Origin of the sequence: Pontibacter pamirensis, from assembly GCF_010015475.1 — a bacterium.
Lineage (GTDB): Bacteria > Bacteroidota > Bacteroidia > Cytophagales > Hymenobacteraceae > Pontibacter > Pontibacter pamirensis.
In genome coordinates this window covers 73457-88460 of the sequence record NZ_SSNI01000008.1, presented here as the reverse complement: position 1 = coordinate 88460, position 15004 = coordinate 73457, and the positions used below count along the sequence as shown (strand labels likewise).

The window sequence follows — 15004 nt, the reverse complement described above, 5'->3', positions numbered from 1 at the left end:
TCAGGCTTATTCCACACCTTATTTTTTGTAAAGCTACGCTAGCTCCAGCCATACTGTACTGTTACCACCATTGCTGGGGGTGCATTTCTGCTCAGGACTCCTGAACATCAGCTTTGAAAATTAAGCATCCGCTAAAATTCTGTTTTGCCACACACGCCTGGCTTACATCCTTCTGATAAGCAATTCATTAGATTGTATAAGCAGGTGCATTAGGCTATAGAACAGGTACACTTCGTAAAGTTTCTAAATTTTCCTTCCTTGATTTTTCTTAGTATTATCGCATGAAATATGTCGTGTGCCGAAAAAATCTGATGTTTTGAAAACATATTTAACGCTGTTTTTCCTGCTTGTTATCAACCTGACAACCTATGGCCAGGACACCTATCTGAAGGTTGTGGCAAAGAAAGGGGACGGAATTTACACCCTGCTTCGTCGGCATGGGCTAGACTTTTCGAATCACCTGAACTCTTTTCTGGAGCTAAACCAGGGCAACATTGGCAAAGACAACAGCCTGTTTGCCGGTAAAACTTATTTACTGCCATCAGTTTCCTCTGGCACAGCTGCCGATGCTCCTGCAAGTGCTGTATCAAAAAGCAAAGCAGCAGCGCATAAAGGGATGAACGTTTCGCTGTTCGGCGATAAATATGCGAATGTAGAAGTGAAAGACCAGCAACTAAAAGGGGCTGTCTATTACCTGACTTCCGGGCATGGCGGCCCGGATCCGGGCGCTGTTGGAAAATACGGCTCTTACCAGCTTGCCGAAGATGAATATGCCTACGATGTCACCATTCGTTTGGCCCGGGTGCTGATGGAGCATGGCGCGACTGTGTACATGATTGTGCAGGACCCGAATGACGGCATCCGCGATGAAAATGTGCTGGTGATGGATACCGATGAGATAAATTATCCTAACGAAAAAATATCCTACAGCCAGAGGGAACGCCTCCGCCAACGCACCCGCGCAATCAATAACCTGTATGCACAGCACAAAGGTGCCTACCAGCGCATGCTGGCGATACACGTGGATAGCCGCAGCAAGAGCCAGAATATTGATGTGTTCTTTTACCACCACGAGAACAGCGCATTGGGCCAGAAAATGGCAGAAACAATACACCAGACATTTACATCTAAGTACAAACGCTACCAGCCAAACCGCGACTACTTCGGTAATGTGTCCCACCGCAGTAGCCTGTACGTCATTAAATACACGCATCCGCCTACCGTTTTCATCGAACTTGGCAATATTCGCAATGATTTGGATCAAAGGCGATTCGTAATAGCAAACAATAGACAGGCACTTGCCAACTGGATTAGCGATGGCATTATAGCTGATTACAAGTCCCGATAAAATCAGAAGGGCAGCCGCAGTGGGCTGCCCTTCTGATTTTAACCGTCTTTAATTGCAAGGCTACTACAAACCTCCAATTCTAAGTACATGCTGAGATAAGCCATATTGGCTCTCTTTCTGCACACGCCGAACAGGGGGATCTGCTTTGGTGGTTTGGCCATTTCAAGGAAACCCCCAAACAAATCTTTCTCATCCATGGGGAGAAAGGGGCTACAGAAGCTCTCAAGAAGAAAGTAGGAGACACCTACGACTGCGCTGTAACCGCAACAGAGTTAGACAAGGTGTATAAACTGTGACTAATATCCGCAAATTTTAAGCCTCCAAACAAAATAAAGAAAGCCAGGCGAGGTCGCTTTTCTATACGTGCATCTGCACCACATCAGCACGGTCTGTTCGCTCTGTAACTGAGGTATAACCGCAGCTGCGGCACCATACATTTTTAAAACAGAACACCAGCAGATGAGTGCTATTTCTGGCTAATTCGTTCATCACACTTTTCAAGGAGCCGTAAAAACCTTTATCCTTTGTTATAGTTTCCGGACCGACCTCCAAGAGCAGCGGCGCAGGTTTTATGCAATTTGGTTTTGCTAACCTAACTCTCTCTTAGCCTCTCATTTAAAGGCTAAAACCTTTTAAAACAAGCATATTACCCATTTTTCCGAACAATTATGACTCTTTGGCGTTTACATATATGTATTGTAAATAGAAGATATGAATACAATTTTTAAAACCATGAAAGAGAAAACTATGAAACGCTTATTTTTACTCCCAGCATTATTGCTAGCACTTACATTAGGTGCAAATGCGCAAACATTACAAGACCTACCAAGGCCTCAGACAAGTGCACCTGTTTCTAGTGAAGCTATACAGGAGGGTAACTGGCTTGTTGGAGCAGACATTGGTAACATCGGCCATAACTTTAAGTCTGAAACCTTCAACTTTGACGTTTCACCAAGAGCAGGTTACTTTATCAGCGATAATGCAGCCATTGGTGCGTCTGCTCAGCTTGGCCTTTCCATCTATGATGGAGGTGAAAGCTGGCGTTATGGACTAACGCCATTTATACGTTACTACTTCCCAGAAGGAGCATCAGCTACTAACAGATGGTTTGGTGAGGCTGTTATTGGTCTTGCAGGTAGCTCTGAAGAAGACAGTGATGGTGATGCCATTCTTTCCCGCGTATATGGTGTCAGAGCCGGTTACGCTCATTTTGTAGCTAGTAACGTGGCCTTGGAAGGAACGCTCAACTTAATAAGAAGTAGTGCTAATGTCGACATCGATGATGCTGCTCAAACTGGATTGTCATTAGCAGTAGGTCTTCAGATTTACCTGCCTGGCAGAAACAACTAGTAACAGAAGTTTACATGCTTTAAATTAAAAGCCGGCTCTATTAAATGATGGAGCCGGCTTTTTTATGTCTGACTAAAAGGCTTTCGGAGCTTTTTTGCCTTACATCAGTGCAGTATTTCCTTTGCCAGCTTCTTTTTACCATCAATCTTATGGTTATACTTTAACCCCAGTATCTCCGCCACCACCGGGTAAACATGTATATTCCGAAAAGATGCTACTCTTTCTCCTTTCTTGAAGGCTGGCCCCCATGCGTAAAAGGTCGCATGCATGTCCTTCACCGATACCGGGTCATAACCATGCGCTCCCGGTGCAGGTTTGCGCGTTGAAAAATGAAAGACCTTCGGCGCTTCTGTTAGCAGCAGAATATCCCCCACCCTATTGTATGCATCGTCTTTGGCTCCATATTGCAGGTGGGCGGGCATGTTCGTTTTGCGGTATACTTTATAATCCTTTGCTTCCTGCTTTAGCTTTCTGTACGTGCTTTTGATGGCGCTCTCATCTTTAGCGTGGAGCTCCACCACCATACCACCACCCGATACCTGGAACTTCGCCGTATCTACGGCAGCAGGCAAAAGCAAGGTGTTTTCAGTATCTATTTGCGTCATCCCATGGTCCGACACAAAAATATAGTTTACAGGCAAGCCTGTTGTGGCCACCGCATCCGTCAGTTTTTTAATGTTTTCATCCAGTTCCTTCACTGCTGCTCTTGTTTCCGGGGCATCAGGGCCATAGCTGTGACCCGCATGATCCACTTCCGGCATATAAAAGGTAATCAGGTGCGGCCGCTCCGCTTCCGGCAGGTTCAGCCAATCTAACACCACCTGCACCCGCTCATTAAAAGGAATAGCCTCGTTATATTCGTAATGATACGTAGGCAGCACACCCTGAATCGGAGCCTCAGAGCCAACCCAGTAGAAACTGGCACTCAGCATTTGCTGCTGTTCCGCCAGCACCCAAAGCGGTACACCGCCGTACCAACTCCCGTCCTCCACCTTATGTCTCTCACGCATAGAATAGCTCTCTCTGCGCTGCGGGTCATAGAAGTAATTGTTGATGAGCCCATGTGTTGCCGGATACATACCCGTAACAAGGGTGTAATGGTTCGGGAAAGTCTTGGAAGGAAATGATGGCAACATCGATTCCGCCTGCACGCCCTGCTCCCGCAAAGTCAGCAGGTTTTCAGCCTGGTATTTATCAGCATAGTCGTACCGGAAGCCATCTGCCGAAATCATAATCACGTACGGCTTCTGCTGTTGCTCTGGGCTATTCTGCCTGTTAGGAATTACTTTTTGGGTGATGTCTACCTGTGCGGAGGCGGTGGCTACCTCTGTTAAGATGCACAAAAGGAGGAGGTACTTTTTCATAGGACAAAGGTAATTCCAAAATTCTTTGCAAAACTGCACCTTGTATTATTTTAGAATTAAGTTCGCTTGCCAGTGAATTTTAATTAACGTGCAGGCAATGGCGGGGCAGCAATAGCAGCGTCTTGTTGAGGAAGCAGCTTTTTTGAATAGTAGGTAATCAGGCTTCTTTTACAAACAGGCGCTTGTCAAACTCAAAGGGCACGGCCTCTATAGCCGCTACTTTTCCAAAATCTGCGTGACGGGGGTTTACCAGGTAGTTATAGGTGCCTTGTACAGTGGCCGAATGTACTTTCAGCACCAGGTGTTCGCTCTTCAGCACAAAAGCATCCCCTATTTCCTGTGTACTGTTGGCATGCGGAAAGCTCTTCCAGTCTGCAGGTAGTTCTTCGGGAGCAAGTTCTTTGGTGGGGGCGTCATCCGGAATGTGGATACGCACGAGATAGTAATCAGCAGGTACGATGCCTAAGGGCATATGCACGGCTATTTCCACGGTGCAAAGGGCAATTGACTCGCTGGTATACAGGATGGCGATGCCTTTGCTGTTCCAGCGGCCGCCTGCTAGTTCGGCACCACGGCCAGAAAGATCATTCCTAAACTTACCCCTGCTGAGCCGGTATACGATCATGCCAATACACCATGCTCAATGCGTGTCAGTTCGTCCTTCAGCAGCCCTATGCCAAAGGTACTATCCAAAAGCTCTTTGGGTTTGATGCCTCCCAAGGCCACATTTTTCGCACCCAGCCAGGCATCAAAATTTGCTTTATCGCCAAAAACCTCTACGCCTTTATTATATACCAGCGTTATCTCTAGTATTTTCTCGGAGTGCAGTGGGTCGAAGGTGCGCTTGTCTTTCTTATAGCGCTGGAACGTACGCTCCGACAGGTGCAAAAAATTAGACCACTCTGTGGTGCTGAAAGGGCTTTTGTCGGCTATGTACTGAAACAGGGCATACTTTATGCCTTCCCGTACTGTGCTAATAAGCATAAATACGTCCCGGTCGTCAATTTGCTTGTAGCTAAGATCGTTGGTGAGTGCCTGTCCCATGGTTAAAATGCTTTATGTCTCAAATATAAGAAACTTGTCATGATTTTAACGCCAATTGTCGCAAAATAGTTTTCAGGGAACGCGATTGTGTGACTAAAAGATGTATCATGCGCTACATAATCCTGCAGGTGCAAGCTTGTTTTTAATTGAAGAAGCACTAATTCTGCTGGTCAGACGTTACGTAGGCCAAACAACCAGTAGTATCAATGCGAAAATATATGGTGGTGGCAGTTGGCCTTGCTTTAGGTATAAGTGCCTGCAACACCCAAAATGCGCTAACGGAAAGTAATAATATGCCTAAGCACCCAACACTCTCCATGGCCGATGTTGTGCCGGTAATGGAGCCGGAAACGCCGGAAGCGAAGGCAAAGCAGGAGAAGTTTCTGCAGGAGAATGCAGACCGGTTCAAGAGCCGGAAACTGGCAAGTGAGTATTATGTGCTGCAAGCCCAGCGTGCTTTCAACGACAGGAAGCAGGATTCAGCCTCCTACCTTTTTGGCCGTGCCTACCTGATGGATAGCACCAACAACGACATCTTCTGGGGATATGGCATTGTGTATGGGCGGGAACAAAAGTATGACGAGGCGTTGTTCCTGCTTTACCGTGCGCTGGAGAAAGACAAACAAAACCCGCGCCTGCTCAACGATGTGGCCACCAGCCATCTGAGCCGCTTTTATGCAAAAGCGGATCCGGAGGACCTGATGCAAAGCAGAAAGTTGTTGGAACAGGCCGTGCAACTTTCCCCGAACGAGGCGGATGCTTATTATAAGCTAGCCATAAACTGTTATTACCTTCGGGAGTATGGCAGCGCCTGGACTTATCTGCACAAGAGCATCCAACGCGACAAAGAAATTGCAGATAAAACCTTTATTGCCGCCTTGTTAGAGAAGAAGCAAGACCCACAAAGGGTGTATACACCGCAACAGATGCTGTAGCTTGCGAAATAGTAGACATTAACTTACTTTTATATTTCAGCAGCCATATTAACTGCTTTATATCGAATAAATCTGAAAATGAAGAAATTACTTTTAGCCGCCGTCGCCATTTTTTGTGCCACCTCCATTAGCTTTGCACAGGAGCAGCCAGCTGAGCAGAACCCGCAGGTGCTGCCAATGTTCGGGGGAAAAGCGAAAACAGAAGAGCAGCAGAAAAAGGATGAGAAGTTCCTGACCAGTTGCGACAAGAGCTTTGCCAGCCGCCAGGAAGCCAGCAGCTTCTTTATGGAGCGTGGCTGGGAGTATATGAACGAGGGGCAGCTTGATACCGCAGTGTACCGTTTTAACCTGGCCTGGCTCCTGAACCCTGACAACAAAGACACACATTGGGCTTTTGGATTGGTTACTTCAGCCAAAGGGCAAACCGAAGAGGCAATCATACATTATGAGAAAGCGCTTGGATATGACCCAACAAACTCTTTGTTGCTGTCAGACATCGCTGCAACTTACCTGAAAGTATACAGTGAGGGCAAAAAGAAAAAGAAAGACCTTAAAAAAGCGAACAAGTATCTCTCTGAAGCTATCACAGCAGATACAGCAAATGCTTTTGCGCTTTACAACCTCTCGAAAGTAAAATTCTATGAGAAGAAGTACAGCGATGCTTGGGATTACCTGCACAAAAGCCGCGCGATAAACATGACCCAAATTGACTATAACTACATAACAGAATTGACAGACCAGATGCCGGACCCGAAAGGCTTCTTCCGGTCTGGCATACCAACCAGCAGCAACGAATAAAACTAAAGCCTCTGCACTCATGCAGGGGCTTATTTTTTAGTACCCCGAAATCAGCAAGAATCGGGTTGAAAGTGACGCATGGTTTTTGGTACTTCACAGCATGAACCACTATGAAACAGTAGCCAGGGCCCTGACTTATATTCGGGCGCAGGCAAAGGGGCAGCCTGACCTGGACGAAATAGCTGCACATGTCTGCATGAGCCCCTTCCATTTTCAGCGCGTGTTTACTGCGTGGGCTGGCGTGAGCCCTAAAAAGTTTCTGCAGTACCTCACACTGCACCATGCCAAAGTAGCACTGGCTCAGTCAGCCACGCTTGCAGAGGCGGCAGATAGGAGCGGTCTCTCCGGCACCAGCCGCCTGCACGACCTTTTCCTGCAAATAGAAGGCATTACCCCGGGCCATTTTAAAAGGCAAGGCGAGCAGCTGCACATCAGTTACAGCCTGGGCTCCTGCCAGTTCGGAGATTATATCATAGCATCCACCGCAAAGGGAATTTGCCACCTTCACTTCTACAAGTCTGAACAGGAGGCGCTGACAGATCTACAGGCACTATGGCCAAAGGCGGCTTTACACCTCCGGCAGGAGGCTTTACACCAACAGGTGCATCAGTTCTTCCAATATCAGCTTAGGCCACAGCAGAAACTTGCGTTGCACCTGCAGGGAACTCCTTTTCAACTGAAAGTATGGGAGGCACTGTTGCGTATACCGGAAGGGCAACTTACCTCCTACTCCGCTCTCGCCCGGGAAATCGGAAACCCAGCCGCCAGCAGGGCAGTTGGAACCGCCATCGGCAACAATCCCATTGCTTTCCTCATACCATGCCACCGGGTCATTAAAAGTGTGGGCGGTATTGGAGACTATCGTTGGGGAAGTGAGCGCAAAATGGCTATGATTGGCTGGGAAGCAGCGCAGCACCGGGAGGAAATGCCAGAAACAACAGCAAATCAGCAGTTGCCCCTCTTTGAGGAAAGTACTTATGCAAAATGAAGTAAAGAGTATGCTTCCGCAGTCCAATTCCGCCGCTGTTGTTTGTTATAAATAACAGCTTGCTGATTAACGGATTATTGAACAAACCTTAAAGGTAAATATTACAAGAGACTACTATTATCGTGCAGGAGCTTTGGACCATGCCGCTGGCACAGGCATTTTCACACACAATCGCTGGTCTGACAGTTGCTTGAAGGGAAATAAAATTGTGGAAAACCTTCCTGATCAGGTGTATCATATTTTACTATATTTGTTCATCATCCTATGATAAACTTTTAGCCAAAACATATGAAAAAGAATCTACTGAGAGTGTCTGTCTACCTGCTGGCAGGAAGCATGGCCCTATCCTCTTGCGTGGTATCGAAAAAGAAGTACGAGGACCTAATGGCCCGTAAAAATGCCTTGGAGGTAGACAAGTCTGGTTTAGAGACGGAGAAAGCAACGCTGGAGCAGCAAAAAGCATCCCTTGAGCAGGCAAAGGCTAACCTGGAGCAGGAACGTGCACTGCTGGAGCAGGAAAAAGCTGAGTACCAGCAGAGCCTGGCACAGGCCCTGAAAGAAGGGAAAACGTTGGGGGAAAACCTGAACATGAGTAAGTCTCAGATCGAGCGGCTGAATGCAGACCTACAGGCACGCGAGCAGCGCCTGGCAGAGTTGCAGCGCATCCTGGATGAAAAAGATAAAGCCGTGGCCAACCTGCGCAGCAGAGTGAGCAACGCCCTCCTTGGCTTCAATGACAAAGACCTGACCATCGACGTGCGCAACGGAAAAGTATATGTGTCTTTGGCAGAGCAGTTGCTGTTTAACTCTGGTTCTACCAAAGTGGACCCGAAGGGAGTAGATGCCCTAAAAAAGCTGGCAGTTGTGCTTAAAGAACAGAAAGACGTGAATGTACTGGTAGAGGGCCATACCGATGATGTGCCGATTGCCAGAGGTACGGTCGGTATGCAGGATAACTGGGACCTCAGCGTGCTTCGCGCCACAGAGATAACGCGCATACTGGCTAATGCCGGCGTTGACCCACAGCGCGTAACACCATCTGGCCGCTCCAAATACATACCACTCGACGAAGCCACCACTAAAGAGGCACGTCAGAAAAACCGCCGCACAGAAATTATCCTCACACCTAAACTGGATGAGCTGTTCCAGATTCTGGAGACAACATGATATTGACAAAGGTAATCTGACATAGCACAAAAGACTTGTGTCCCCTAAAAGCAAAGGCCGGCTACACTTAAGCCGGCCTTTGCTTTTATTAAGTTTTGATTATCTAACTCACGTTAATTCAGTTCCTCTTCCTAAACAACTGACTCCTGTGGTTTTGGCAGTACGCGCTTTAATACAGGCAGTAGCAACACATACAGTAGCCCTCCCAAAGGCAATGCCATAAGTCCCCATACTGAAACACCGGCTAAACAGGCCTGCCAAAGTTTATTCAGAGCATGCAGCCAATCTGCTTTGAACATAGCCTGCATCTCAGTTAAAGAAAGCCGAAGCTCAGACAAGCCAAACAGGCTGATGCCCATTCGGATAAAAGGAAGCGCCAGCAGCAACTGCAGCGGCTGCACAAGGTAACTCACCAGAACGGTAGCGGCTATGTTAAGCCGGAAGCGTGCTGCAACGGCAGTACAAAGGATGGTGGTAAGCCCCAGCGCCGGCATTATCCCAATCACTGTGCCTGCAGCTACTGTGGCAGCCAGTTTGTGTGGCGTCATGCCCTGCCTTAGCAGGTTGAGCACAGGTAGACCAACCCTCCGCTTAAAAAAGTTTGAGATAACGCCTGAAATGGACAATGAGTTTAGATTGAGCAATATGACACTTGAACGGCAATATTTATGAGAAACTACAAAAATAGCCGAGTCATCCAAATGATGCCGGTATAGCAACTATTATACTATATCAACTCAAAAGTAACCTACCAGCATTTAATTTATTTTACCAACAGTACATTTGCTCCAAAAGTTGAAAGGCGGGTAAAAAACCTGAGTAAAGCGATTTTGGAAATAATATGAGCTGATATAATGAAAAGAGCATGATTTAATATATTCTCGCTCTTAAAAGTATCTTCCCCCACCACACCTAACCCACATCATACTATAACATGATAATCAAACTATTACAAAAACAAAACCTCTAATTAAGAGTTTAAACCTAAAATTTTCTATAATATTTTGGAACCAAATTAAACTTTTATAAAAACGGTATGTCTAAAACTAAACAAACAGATAAACACCAGTCTGCATGAAAAAATTACTACTTACCCTCCTTTTGATTAGCGCTGTTGTAAATGCGTATGCACAGAGTGCCGCCGTATTTGGAACAGTTAAAAGTGCATCTGACGCCACAGCATTGCCAGGCGCCACCGTCATTCTCCAGGGCAGTTCAAATACTCCTACTACCACTATTACAGACTCGGAGGGTAAATTTCGGTTAGAGCGTGTCCCGGCGGGGGAATATACACTCAGAATAAACTACCTGGGCTTTCAAAACTTCACACGCACCGTGCAGCAACAGGGAAAATCAGTTGATTTAGGTACACTTTCCTTGCAGGAAGAAGCTACGGCTATAAAAGAGGTACAGGTTGTGGGTCGGGTTCCGATGGGAGACCAAAAGGGAGATACGTCACAGTATAACGCAGGGGCCTTCAAAACTGCTCCCGATGCCAGCGCCGAGGACCTTGTCACTAAAATGCCTGGCGTAACCATACAGGATGGCAAGGTACAGGCACAGGGAGAGGATGTAAAGCAGGTTTTTGTAGACGGAAAACGCTACTTCGGGCAAGATGCAGACGCTGCCCTGCGTAATCTTCCGGCAGAAGTGATTGAAAGCGTGCAGATTTTTGACAGAAGAAGTGATGCTTCAGAGATGAGTGGCTTTGACGATGGCAACCGCGAAAAAACGCTGAACATTGTCACAAAGCCAGACAAGAGAAAAGGCCAGTTTGGTAAAGTGTCAGCTGGTTATGGCACCGATGAAAGGTATATGGTGGGAGCCGCTGTTAACTTCTTTAACGAAGAAAGACGCTTTACTGTAACTGGGCTTTCTAACAACATTAACATGCTCGATTTCTCTGTTGGTGAAACGCCCGGGGGTGGCATGCGTGGGCGAAGAGGCGGCTGGGGTAACCGAACGCCAAATGGCATTATTTCCACGAACATGATTGGTGTGAACTATAGCGACATGTGGAGTGACAAAATGGAGGTAAGCGGCAACTACTCTTTTATGAACAGAGAGTTTGATGAGAGAAGCTACATCTTCCAAGATTTTACACAGCCCATATTCCCTGGTCAGACTTACACCGAAAACAGTAGCAACATCAATGTAGAAAATTCACATCGGTTTAACATGCGCCTCGACTACAAAATAAATGAAAGAAACAGGTTGCTGATTACACCTAACATAACGGTTCAGCAGAACAGATCCAATTCCAGCCTCTTTGGTACAACAAACTGGGATGAAGGCCTGCTAAATGAAACGCAGGACATTTCCAATTCAGATAACGCGAGTATAAGTCTAAACAATAACATCTTCTACAGCCACAACTTTACAAAGCCTGGGCGCGTTTTCTCTACAAGACTCAGAACAGACTACAGTTCCAACAACGGAGACTATTACAGAATATCTAACACGACTTACTTTGATGGTGAAAGCAGGAACATTGATCTGAGACAATACTCGGACACTGACAGAAGAGGCTTCTCCTGGGAAGGTAACGTTTCATACACAGAGCCTATCGGTGAAAACAGCCGGGTACAGTTGGAGTATGAAATCGGAAACAGGGACAATGACTCTGACAGAAGAACCTACAGCTTTGAAGAGCAGACAGGCAGATACAGCGAATTGGATACTATCTTCACCAGTACGTTTAAAAGCCAGTACCTGACGCAGGAAGCAGAACTGGGCTATCAGTACAATACAGAGCAAATGAGGTTGCAGGTGGAAGTGGAGTACCAGCATGCGCAGCTGCAAAATGACCAGCAGTTCCCAAGGGTGCTGAACTTTGCGCGTACTTTTCATAGCATATTGCCATCGGCTCAACTGGAGTATAAATTCTCTAAAACCAGAACACTCTTCCTTGATTATCGTGCAGATACAGATGCCCCATCCGTAGAGCAGCTGCAGGATGTATATGACCCCTCCAACTCGGTACGGGCCCGCATTGGTAATCCAAACCTGGACCAGTCGTTTGAGAACAGGCTGATGATGCGCTACAGAAACTTTGACCCGGAAACAAATAAAGTCTTCTTTGTATTTTTGATGAGTTCGATGACGCAGAACTACATTGCTAACAGCACCTTTACTTTACGGGATGAGGTTAGATTAAGCGATGACTTTTCCTTAGGACAGGGTGCCCGTTTAACCCGGCCTGTTAACTTAGACGGCTACTACAATGTCCGTTCATTTTTCAACTATGGCCAACCGGTAAGCTTTGTAAATGCGAATTTCAACGTAAACGGCGGCTTAGGCTATTCCAGAATACCTGGCTTGAATAACGATCAGCTGAACTATGCCAACGATACCGAAATGCGGTTAGGCATTTCTCTTAGCAGCAACATCAGTGAGAAAATAGACTTTAATATCTCAACCAGATCCAGCTACAACATTATTGAAAACACACAGCTAGCGAACCAGGACAATAACTACTTCAACCAGTCAACACAACTGCGCTATAACTGGATATTCTGGAAGGGGATGGTTTACCGTACAGAATTGAACCACCAGTATAACTCCGGATTATCTGCCGGTCTTGATCCAAATTTTCTGCTCTGGAACATGAGCATCAGCAAAAAGGTATTCAAGAATCAGAAAGGCGAAGTTAGCTTAAGCGTAAACGACCTCCTGAACCAAAATGTGAGCGTGCAGCGTAATGTGCGTTCCGATTATATAGAGGATGTGCAGACAAACGTATTGCAACGCTACTTCATGCTGACATTTACTTACAATATCCGCAACTATAGCGGCAAATTACCTGAGGGTGTAGATGGCGGCGGTGAGCGAAACCGTGAATGGGGCGGTGGCCGACCACGTAACTAATAATTATACTTCATTTCATCAAAAGCAAATGCCCGGCTGTTATACCGGGCATTTGCTTTTTTTTTGCCTTCCTTTTAAGGTTCAGTGTGCTGATTATCAAGTATTTTAACATTGTTAATCATCTTGATTTTCTATATATTAGCTATGGTAATGAAATTACAGATAAACAGTTGAGCTAACCATAAAAAGCTATGGAATCCATTTATTTCACTATCGCGCAGGCAGGCTTTTTAGTGCTTACTACTTTATGCCTTGGCCTGATTGTTTATGGATCAAGAGAAACGCTCCTGCGTATGGACTGGGGGGCGGAAAGAGCGACCAGACGCACCATGCTGATAGCTGCCGTGCTTTTTGCCTGGCTGGTGTATTCCAGTGCACTGGCGCTGCAAGGTATACTTAGTGATTTTTCCGTTACTCCTCCCCGCCTGCTGCTCATCATTATACCTCCCCTCATCTCTATTGTCTGGCTCACATTCAGTTCTTCGTTCCGGCAGTTTCTGGCTCATGTACCAGCCTACTGGCTCATCATGCTGCAGGTATTCCGGGTGCCGGTAGAAATCTTCCTGTGGCTACAGTTCATTGCGGGGCTCACACCAGTTCAAATGACGTTTGAGGGACGAAACTGGGATGTGCTCACGGGACTGACAGCACCTGTTGTTGCCTGGCTCTGCTACGGCCGGGGCCGTAACCTGAAAGGCCTTGCCTTTGCCTGGAATATATTCGGCCTGGCTTTGCTGCTCAACATTGTGGCCACCGCTATCCTGTCTACCCCATCTCCATTCCGGGTGTTCATGAACGAGCCTGCAAATACACTTGTTGCACAGTTTCCTATCGTGTTTTTACCAGCAGTGCTCGTTCCGATGGCTTACACACTGCACCTGTTTTCGCTGCGCAAAATATTACTTGGCAGTGGAAGCGCTACCGCTTCCACACCAGTTCATGCGGCAGTTACTCCTTCAGGTTCTTCCGGAGTATAGTTATCCTAAAATTTTGATTTAAACCATTTCTTTATCTTATCGATAGTAAGGGCATGTTCTTCTGTTCCTTCTGTACCCAACATATAAGACCAGGCTCTCATATCATCCTGGTAATCGCAGTATACTTTAAACATCCCCAAAAACGGAACGACAACAAACATACCGGGCAGGCCCCAGATCATGGCTCCTAACACAATACTCAGGATAGTAACCATCGGATTGATGTTTACCTGACTACCTGTGATGTTGGGTGTAAGAATGTTGTTTTCTGTGAATTGAACCAGCAGGAAAAACAGCAACACCCAAAGTGCTTTCTGAGGGGAACCTTGCACCAGCAGCGTATAGGTTAAAGGAATAGCCCCTCCTATCAGTGTACCGAAATAGGGTATAAAGTTCATGAGAGCGGACATAATACCCAACATAATGGCATACTCTACCCCTATCAGTAGCAGCCCCGACGTATTGATGACGCACAGAATAAGAATTACAATAACGATCCCGCGCATGTAATTCTTCGTCACGTTAGAAACTTCATCTATAAGGCGTTTTGCCTTCGTGTGCTTATAAGATGACAGCTGTCGGTAAATGACATTCTCAAACTTATTACGGTAATACAGCATCAGGAAAATGTAAACTGGCATCAATCCAACCTTTGTAAGGGTGTCCGTCATCGTCATCAGCAAATCAGCAACAAAGCCTCCACTTACCTCCAAGGCATTGTTTACCTGCGTCCGGAGCCACTGTTCATCATCGGGATCACTTGAACCAAATTTTTCATCGATGGCTTCCTGCAGCCTGTCCACATTTTGCATGGCATTCTGCTGCAGCGCAGGAAAATCGCTTAGAAATGTAGTCAACTGCTTGTAGAGCAGGAACACCAGACCTACAAAAACAGCCACGGCTGTAATAATCGTGATAAAATTAGCCAGAATGCGAGGAACTCCCCAGTCCTCTAACTTCTTTACCACAGGGTACAGCAGGTACGCAAACAGCACAGCGATAAATACCGGGTAAAGGAAATCCCGGGCCTCCACCAGCACATAGACCAGCAGAAGGCCAAATAACAAGATTATGGTGAATTGCTGCAGTCGGCTTCGCTTATTTTCCATATCCATTCTACTGCTTTTAGTAGTGTTTTTGTTATATATATTTTTTGAAGAGTTTTA

At 46.4% G+C, this 15004-nt stretch carries 14 protein-coding genes; 9 read left to right on the top strand and 5 right to left on the bottom strand.

The genetic code is table 11. The annotated features are described in order from the left end of the window. The first annotated feature begins 316 nt into the window (after positions 1-316). The 3 genes from E1919_RS09170 (at position 317) to E1919_RS09160 (ending at position 2698) form a co-directional block, all read left to right on the top strand. Positions 317-1348 carry an N-acetylmuramoyl-L-alanine amidase family protein gene (locus E1919_RS09170; protein WP_162053061.1) on the top strand — a complete coding sequence of 344 codons (1032 nt, stop codon included), beginning with the start codon at positions 317-319 and terminating at the stop codon, positions 1346-1348. A gap of 95 nt (positions 1349-1443) precedes the next feature. Continuing rightward, complete coding sequence (locus E1919_RS28100) at positions 1444-1644, top strand: MBL fold metallo-hydrolase RNA specificity domain-containing protein (protein WP_162053141.1); 201 nt, start codon at positions 1444-1446, stop codon at positions 1642-1644. A gap of 436 nt (positions 1645-2080) precedes the next feature. Further along, on the top strand, positions 2081-2698 hold the full coding sequence (locus E1919_RS09160; RefSeq protein WP_237144197.1) for a hypothetical protein: 618 nt from the start codon (positions 2081-2083) through the stop codon (positions 2696-2698). A 104-nt stretch (positions 2699-2802) separates the two neighbouring features. Here E1919_RS09160 and E1919_RS09155 read toward each other — a convergent pair whose 3' ends face one another. The 3 genes from E1919_RS09155 to parS form a co-directional block, all read right to left on the bottom strand. Next, entirely contained in the window at positions 2803-4062 is a 1260-nt protein-coding gene (locus tag E1919_RS09155; protein WP_162053060.1) for an alkaline phosphatase family protein, read from the bottom strand. 157 nt (positions 4063-4219) lie between these two features. Then, positions 4220-4687, bottom strand: coding sequence for an RES family NAD+ phosphorylase (locus tag E1919_RS09150; RefSeq protein WP_162053059.1), 468 nt, complete (start codon positions 4685-4687; stop codon positions 4220-4222). After that, positions 4684-5106: a type II RES/Xre toxin-antitoxin system antitoxin gene (gene parS, locus E1919_RS09145; RefSeq protein WP_162053058.1), complete on the bottom strand. Its 423-nt coding sequence runs from the start codon at positions 5104-5106 to the stop codon at positions 4684-4686. Before parS ends, E1919_RS09150 begins: the two co-directional genes overlap by 4 nt. Before the next feature lie 206 nt (positions 5107-5312). Here parS and E1919_RS09140 point away from each other — a divergent pair, with 206 nt between their 5' ends. The 4 genes from E1919_RS09140 (at position 5313) to E1919_RS09125 (ending at position 8994) form a co-directional block, all read left to right on the top strand. After that, positions 5313-6041: a tetratricopeptide repeat protein gene (locus E1919_RS09140; protein ID WP_162053057.1), complete on the top strand. Its 729-nt coding sequence runs from the start codon at positions 5313-5315 to the stop codon at positions 6039-6041. A gap of 78 nt (positions 6042-6119) precedes the next feature. Beyond that, positions 6120-6839 (top strand): tetratricopeptide repeat protein, encoded by a 720-nt coding sequence (locus E1919_RS09135; RefSeq protein ID WP_162053056.1) that lies wholly within the window; start codon positions 6120-6122, stop codon positions 6837-6839. A 100-nt stretch (positions 6840-6939) separates the two neighbouring features. After that, the gene (locus E1919_RS09130) at positions 6940-7827 is read left to right on the top strand and encodes a bifunctional transcriptional activator/DNA repair enzyme AdaA (RefSeq protein WP_162053055.1); all 888 of its coding nucleotides are present in this window, start codon (positions 6940-6942) and stop codon (positions 7825-7827) included. A 288-nt stretch (positions 7828-8115) separates the two neighbouring features. Continuing rightward, positions 8116-8994, top strand: coding sequence for an OmpA/MotB family protein (locus E1919_RS09125; RefSeq protein WP_162053054.1), 879 nt, complete (start codon positions 8116-8118; stop codon positions 8992-8994). A 131-nt stretch (positions 8995-9125) separates the two neighbouring features. Here the strand turns inward: E1919_RS09125 and E1919_RS09120 are convergent, their stop codons facing one another. Next, positions 9126-9620, bottom strand: a complete 495-nt coding sequence (locus tag E1919_RS09120; protein WP_262888706.1) for a DUF2062 domain-containing protein — start codon at positions 9618-9620, stop codon at positions 9126-9128. A 448-nt stretch (positions 9621-10068) separates the two neighbouring features. Between E1919_RS09120 and E1919_RS09115 the strand changes: the two genes are divergently transcribed. Both E1919_RS09115 and E1919_RS09110 read left to right on the top strand, forming a co-directional pair. Beyond that, positions 10069-12861, top strand: coding sequence for an outer membrane beta-barrel protein (locus E1919_RS09115; protein WP_162053052.1), 2793 nt, complete (start codon positions 10069-10071; stop codon positions 12859-12861). Between the two features lie 191 nt (positions 12862-13052). Then, complete coding sequence (locus E1919_RS09110; protein WP_162053051.1) at positions 13053-13838, top strand: hypothetical protein; 786 nt, start codon at positions 13053-13055, stop codon at positions 13836-13838. 5 nt (positions 13839-13843) lie between these two features. Here E1919_RS09110 and E1919_RS09105 read toward each other — a convergent pair whose 3' ends face one another. Continuing rightward, positions 13844-14947, bottom strand: coding sequence for an AI-2E family transporter (locus E1919_RS09105; protein ID WP_162053050.1), 1104 nt, complete (start codon positions 14945-14947; stop codon positions 13844-13846). Positions 14948-15004: the final 57 nt, after the last annotated feature.

Bases quoted from the DNA above. Each gene is read 5' to 3' on its own strand.
- E1919_RS09160 (WP_237144197.1), top strand. From the start codon at position 2,081: ATGAAAGAGAAAACTATGAAACGCTTATTTTTACTCCCAGCATTATTG.
- E1919_RS09125 (WP_162053054.1), top strand. From the start codon at position 8,116: ATGAAAAAGAATCTACTGAGAGTGTCTGTCTACCTGCTGGCAGGAAGC.
- E1919_RS09115 (WP_162053052.1), top strand. From the start codon at position 10,069: ATGAAAAAATTACTACTTACCCTCCTTTTGATTAGCGCTGTTGTAAAT.
- E1919_RS09110 (WP_162053051.1), top strand. From the start codon at position 13,053: ATGGAATCCATTTATTTCACTATCGCGCAGGCAGGCTTTTTAGTGCTT.
- E1919_RS09130 (WP_162053055.1), top strand. From the start codon at position 6,940: ATGAACCACTATGAAACAGTAGCCAGGGCCCTGACTTATATTCGGGCG.
- E1919_RS09105 (WP_162053050.1), bottom strand. From the start codon at position 14,947: ATGGAAAATAAGCGAAGCCGACTGCAGCAATTCACCATAATCTTGTTA.
- E1919_RS09140 (WP_162053057.1), top strand. From the start codon at position 5,313: ATGCGAAAATATATGGTGGTGGCAGTTGGCCTTGCTTTAGGTATAAGT.
- E1919_RS09155 (WP_162053060.1), bottom strand. From the start codon at position 4,062: ATGAAAAAGTACCTCCTCCTTTTGTGCATCTTAACAGAGGTAGCCACC.
- E1919_RS09135 (WP_162053056.1), top strand. From the start codon at position 6,120: ATGAAGAAATTACTTTTAGCCGCCGTCGCCATTTTTTGTGCCACCTCC.
- E1919_RS09150 (WP_162053059.1), bottom strand. From the start codon at position 4,687: ATGATCGTATACCGGCTCAGCAGGGGTAAGTTTAGGAATGATCTTTCT.
- parS (WP_162053058.1), bottom strand. From the start codon at position 5,106: ATGGGACAGGCACTCACCAACGATCTTAGCTACAAGCAAATTGACGAC.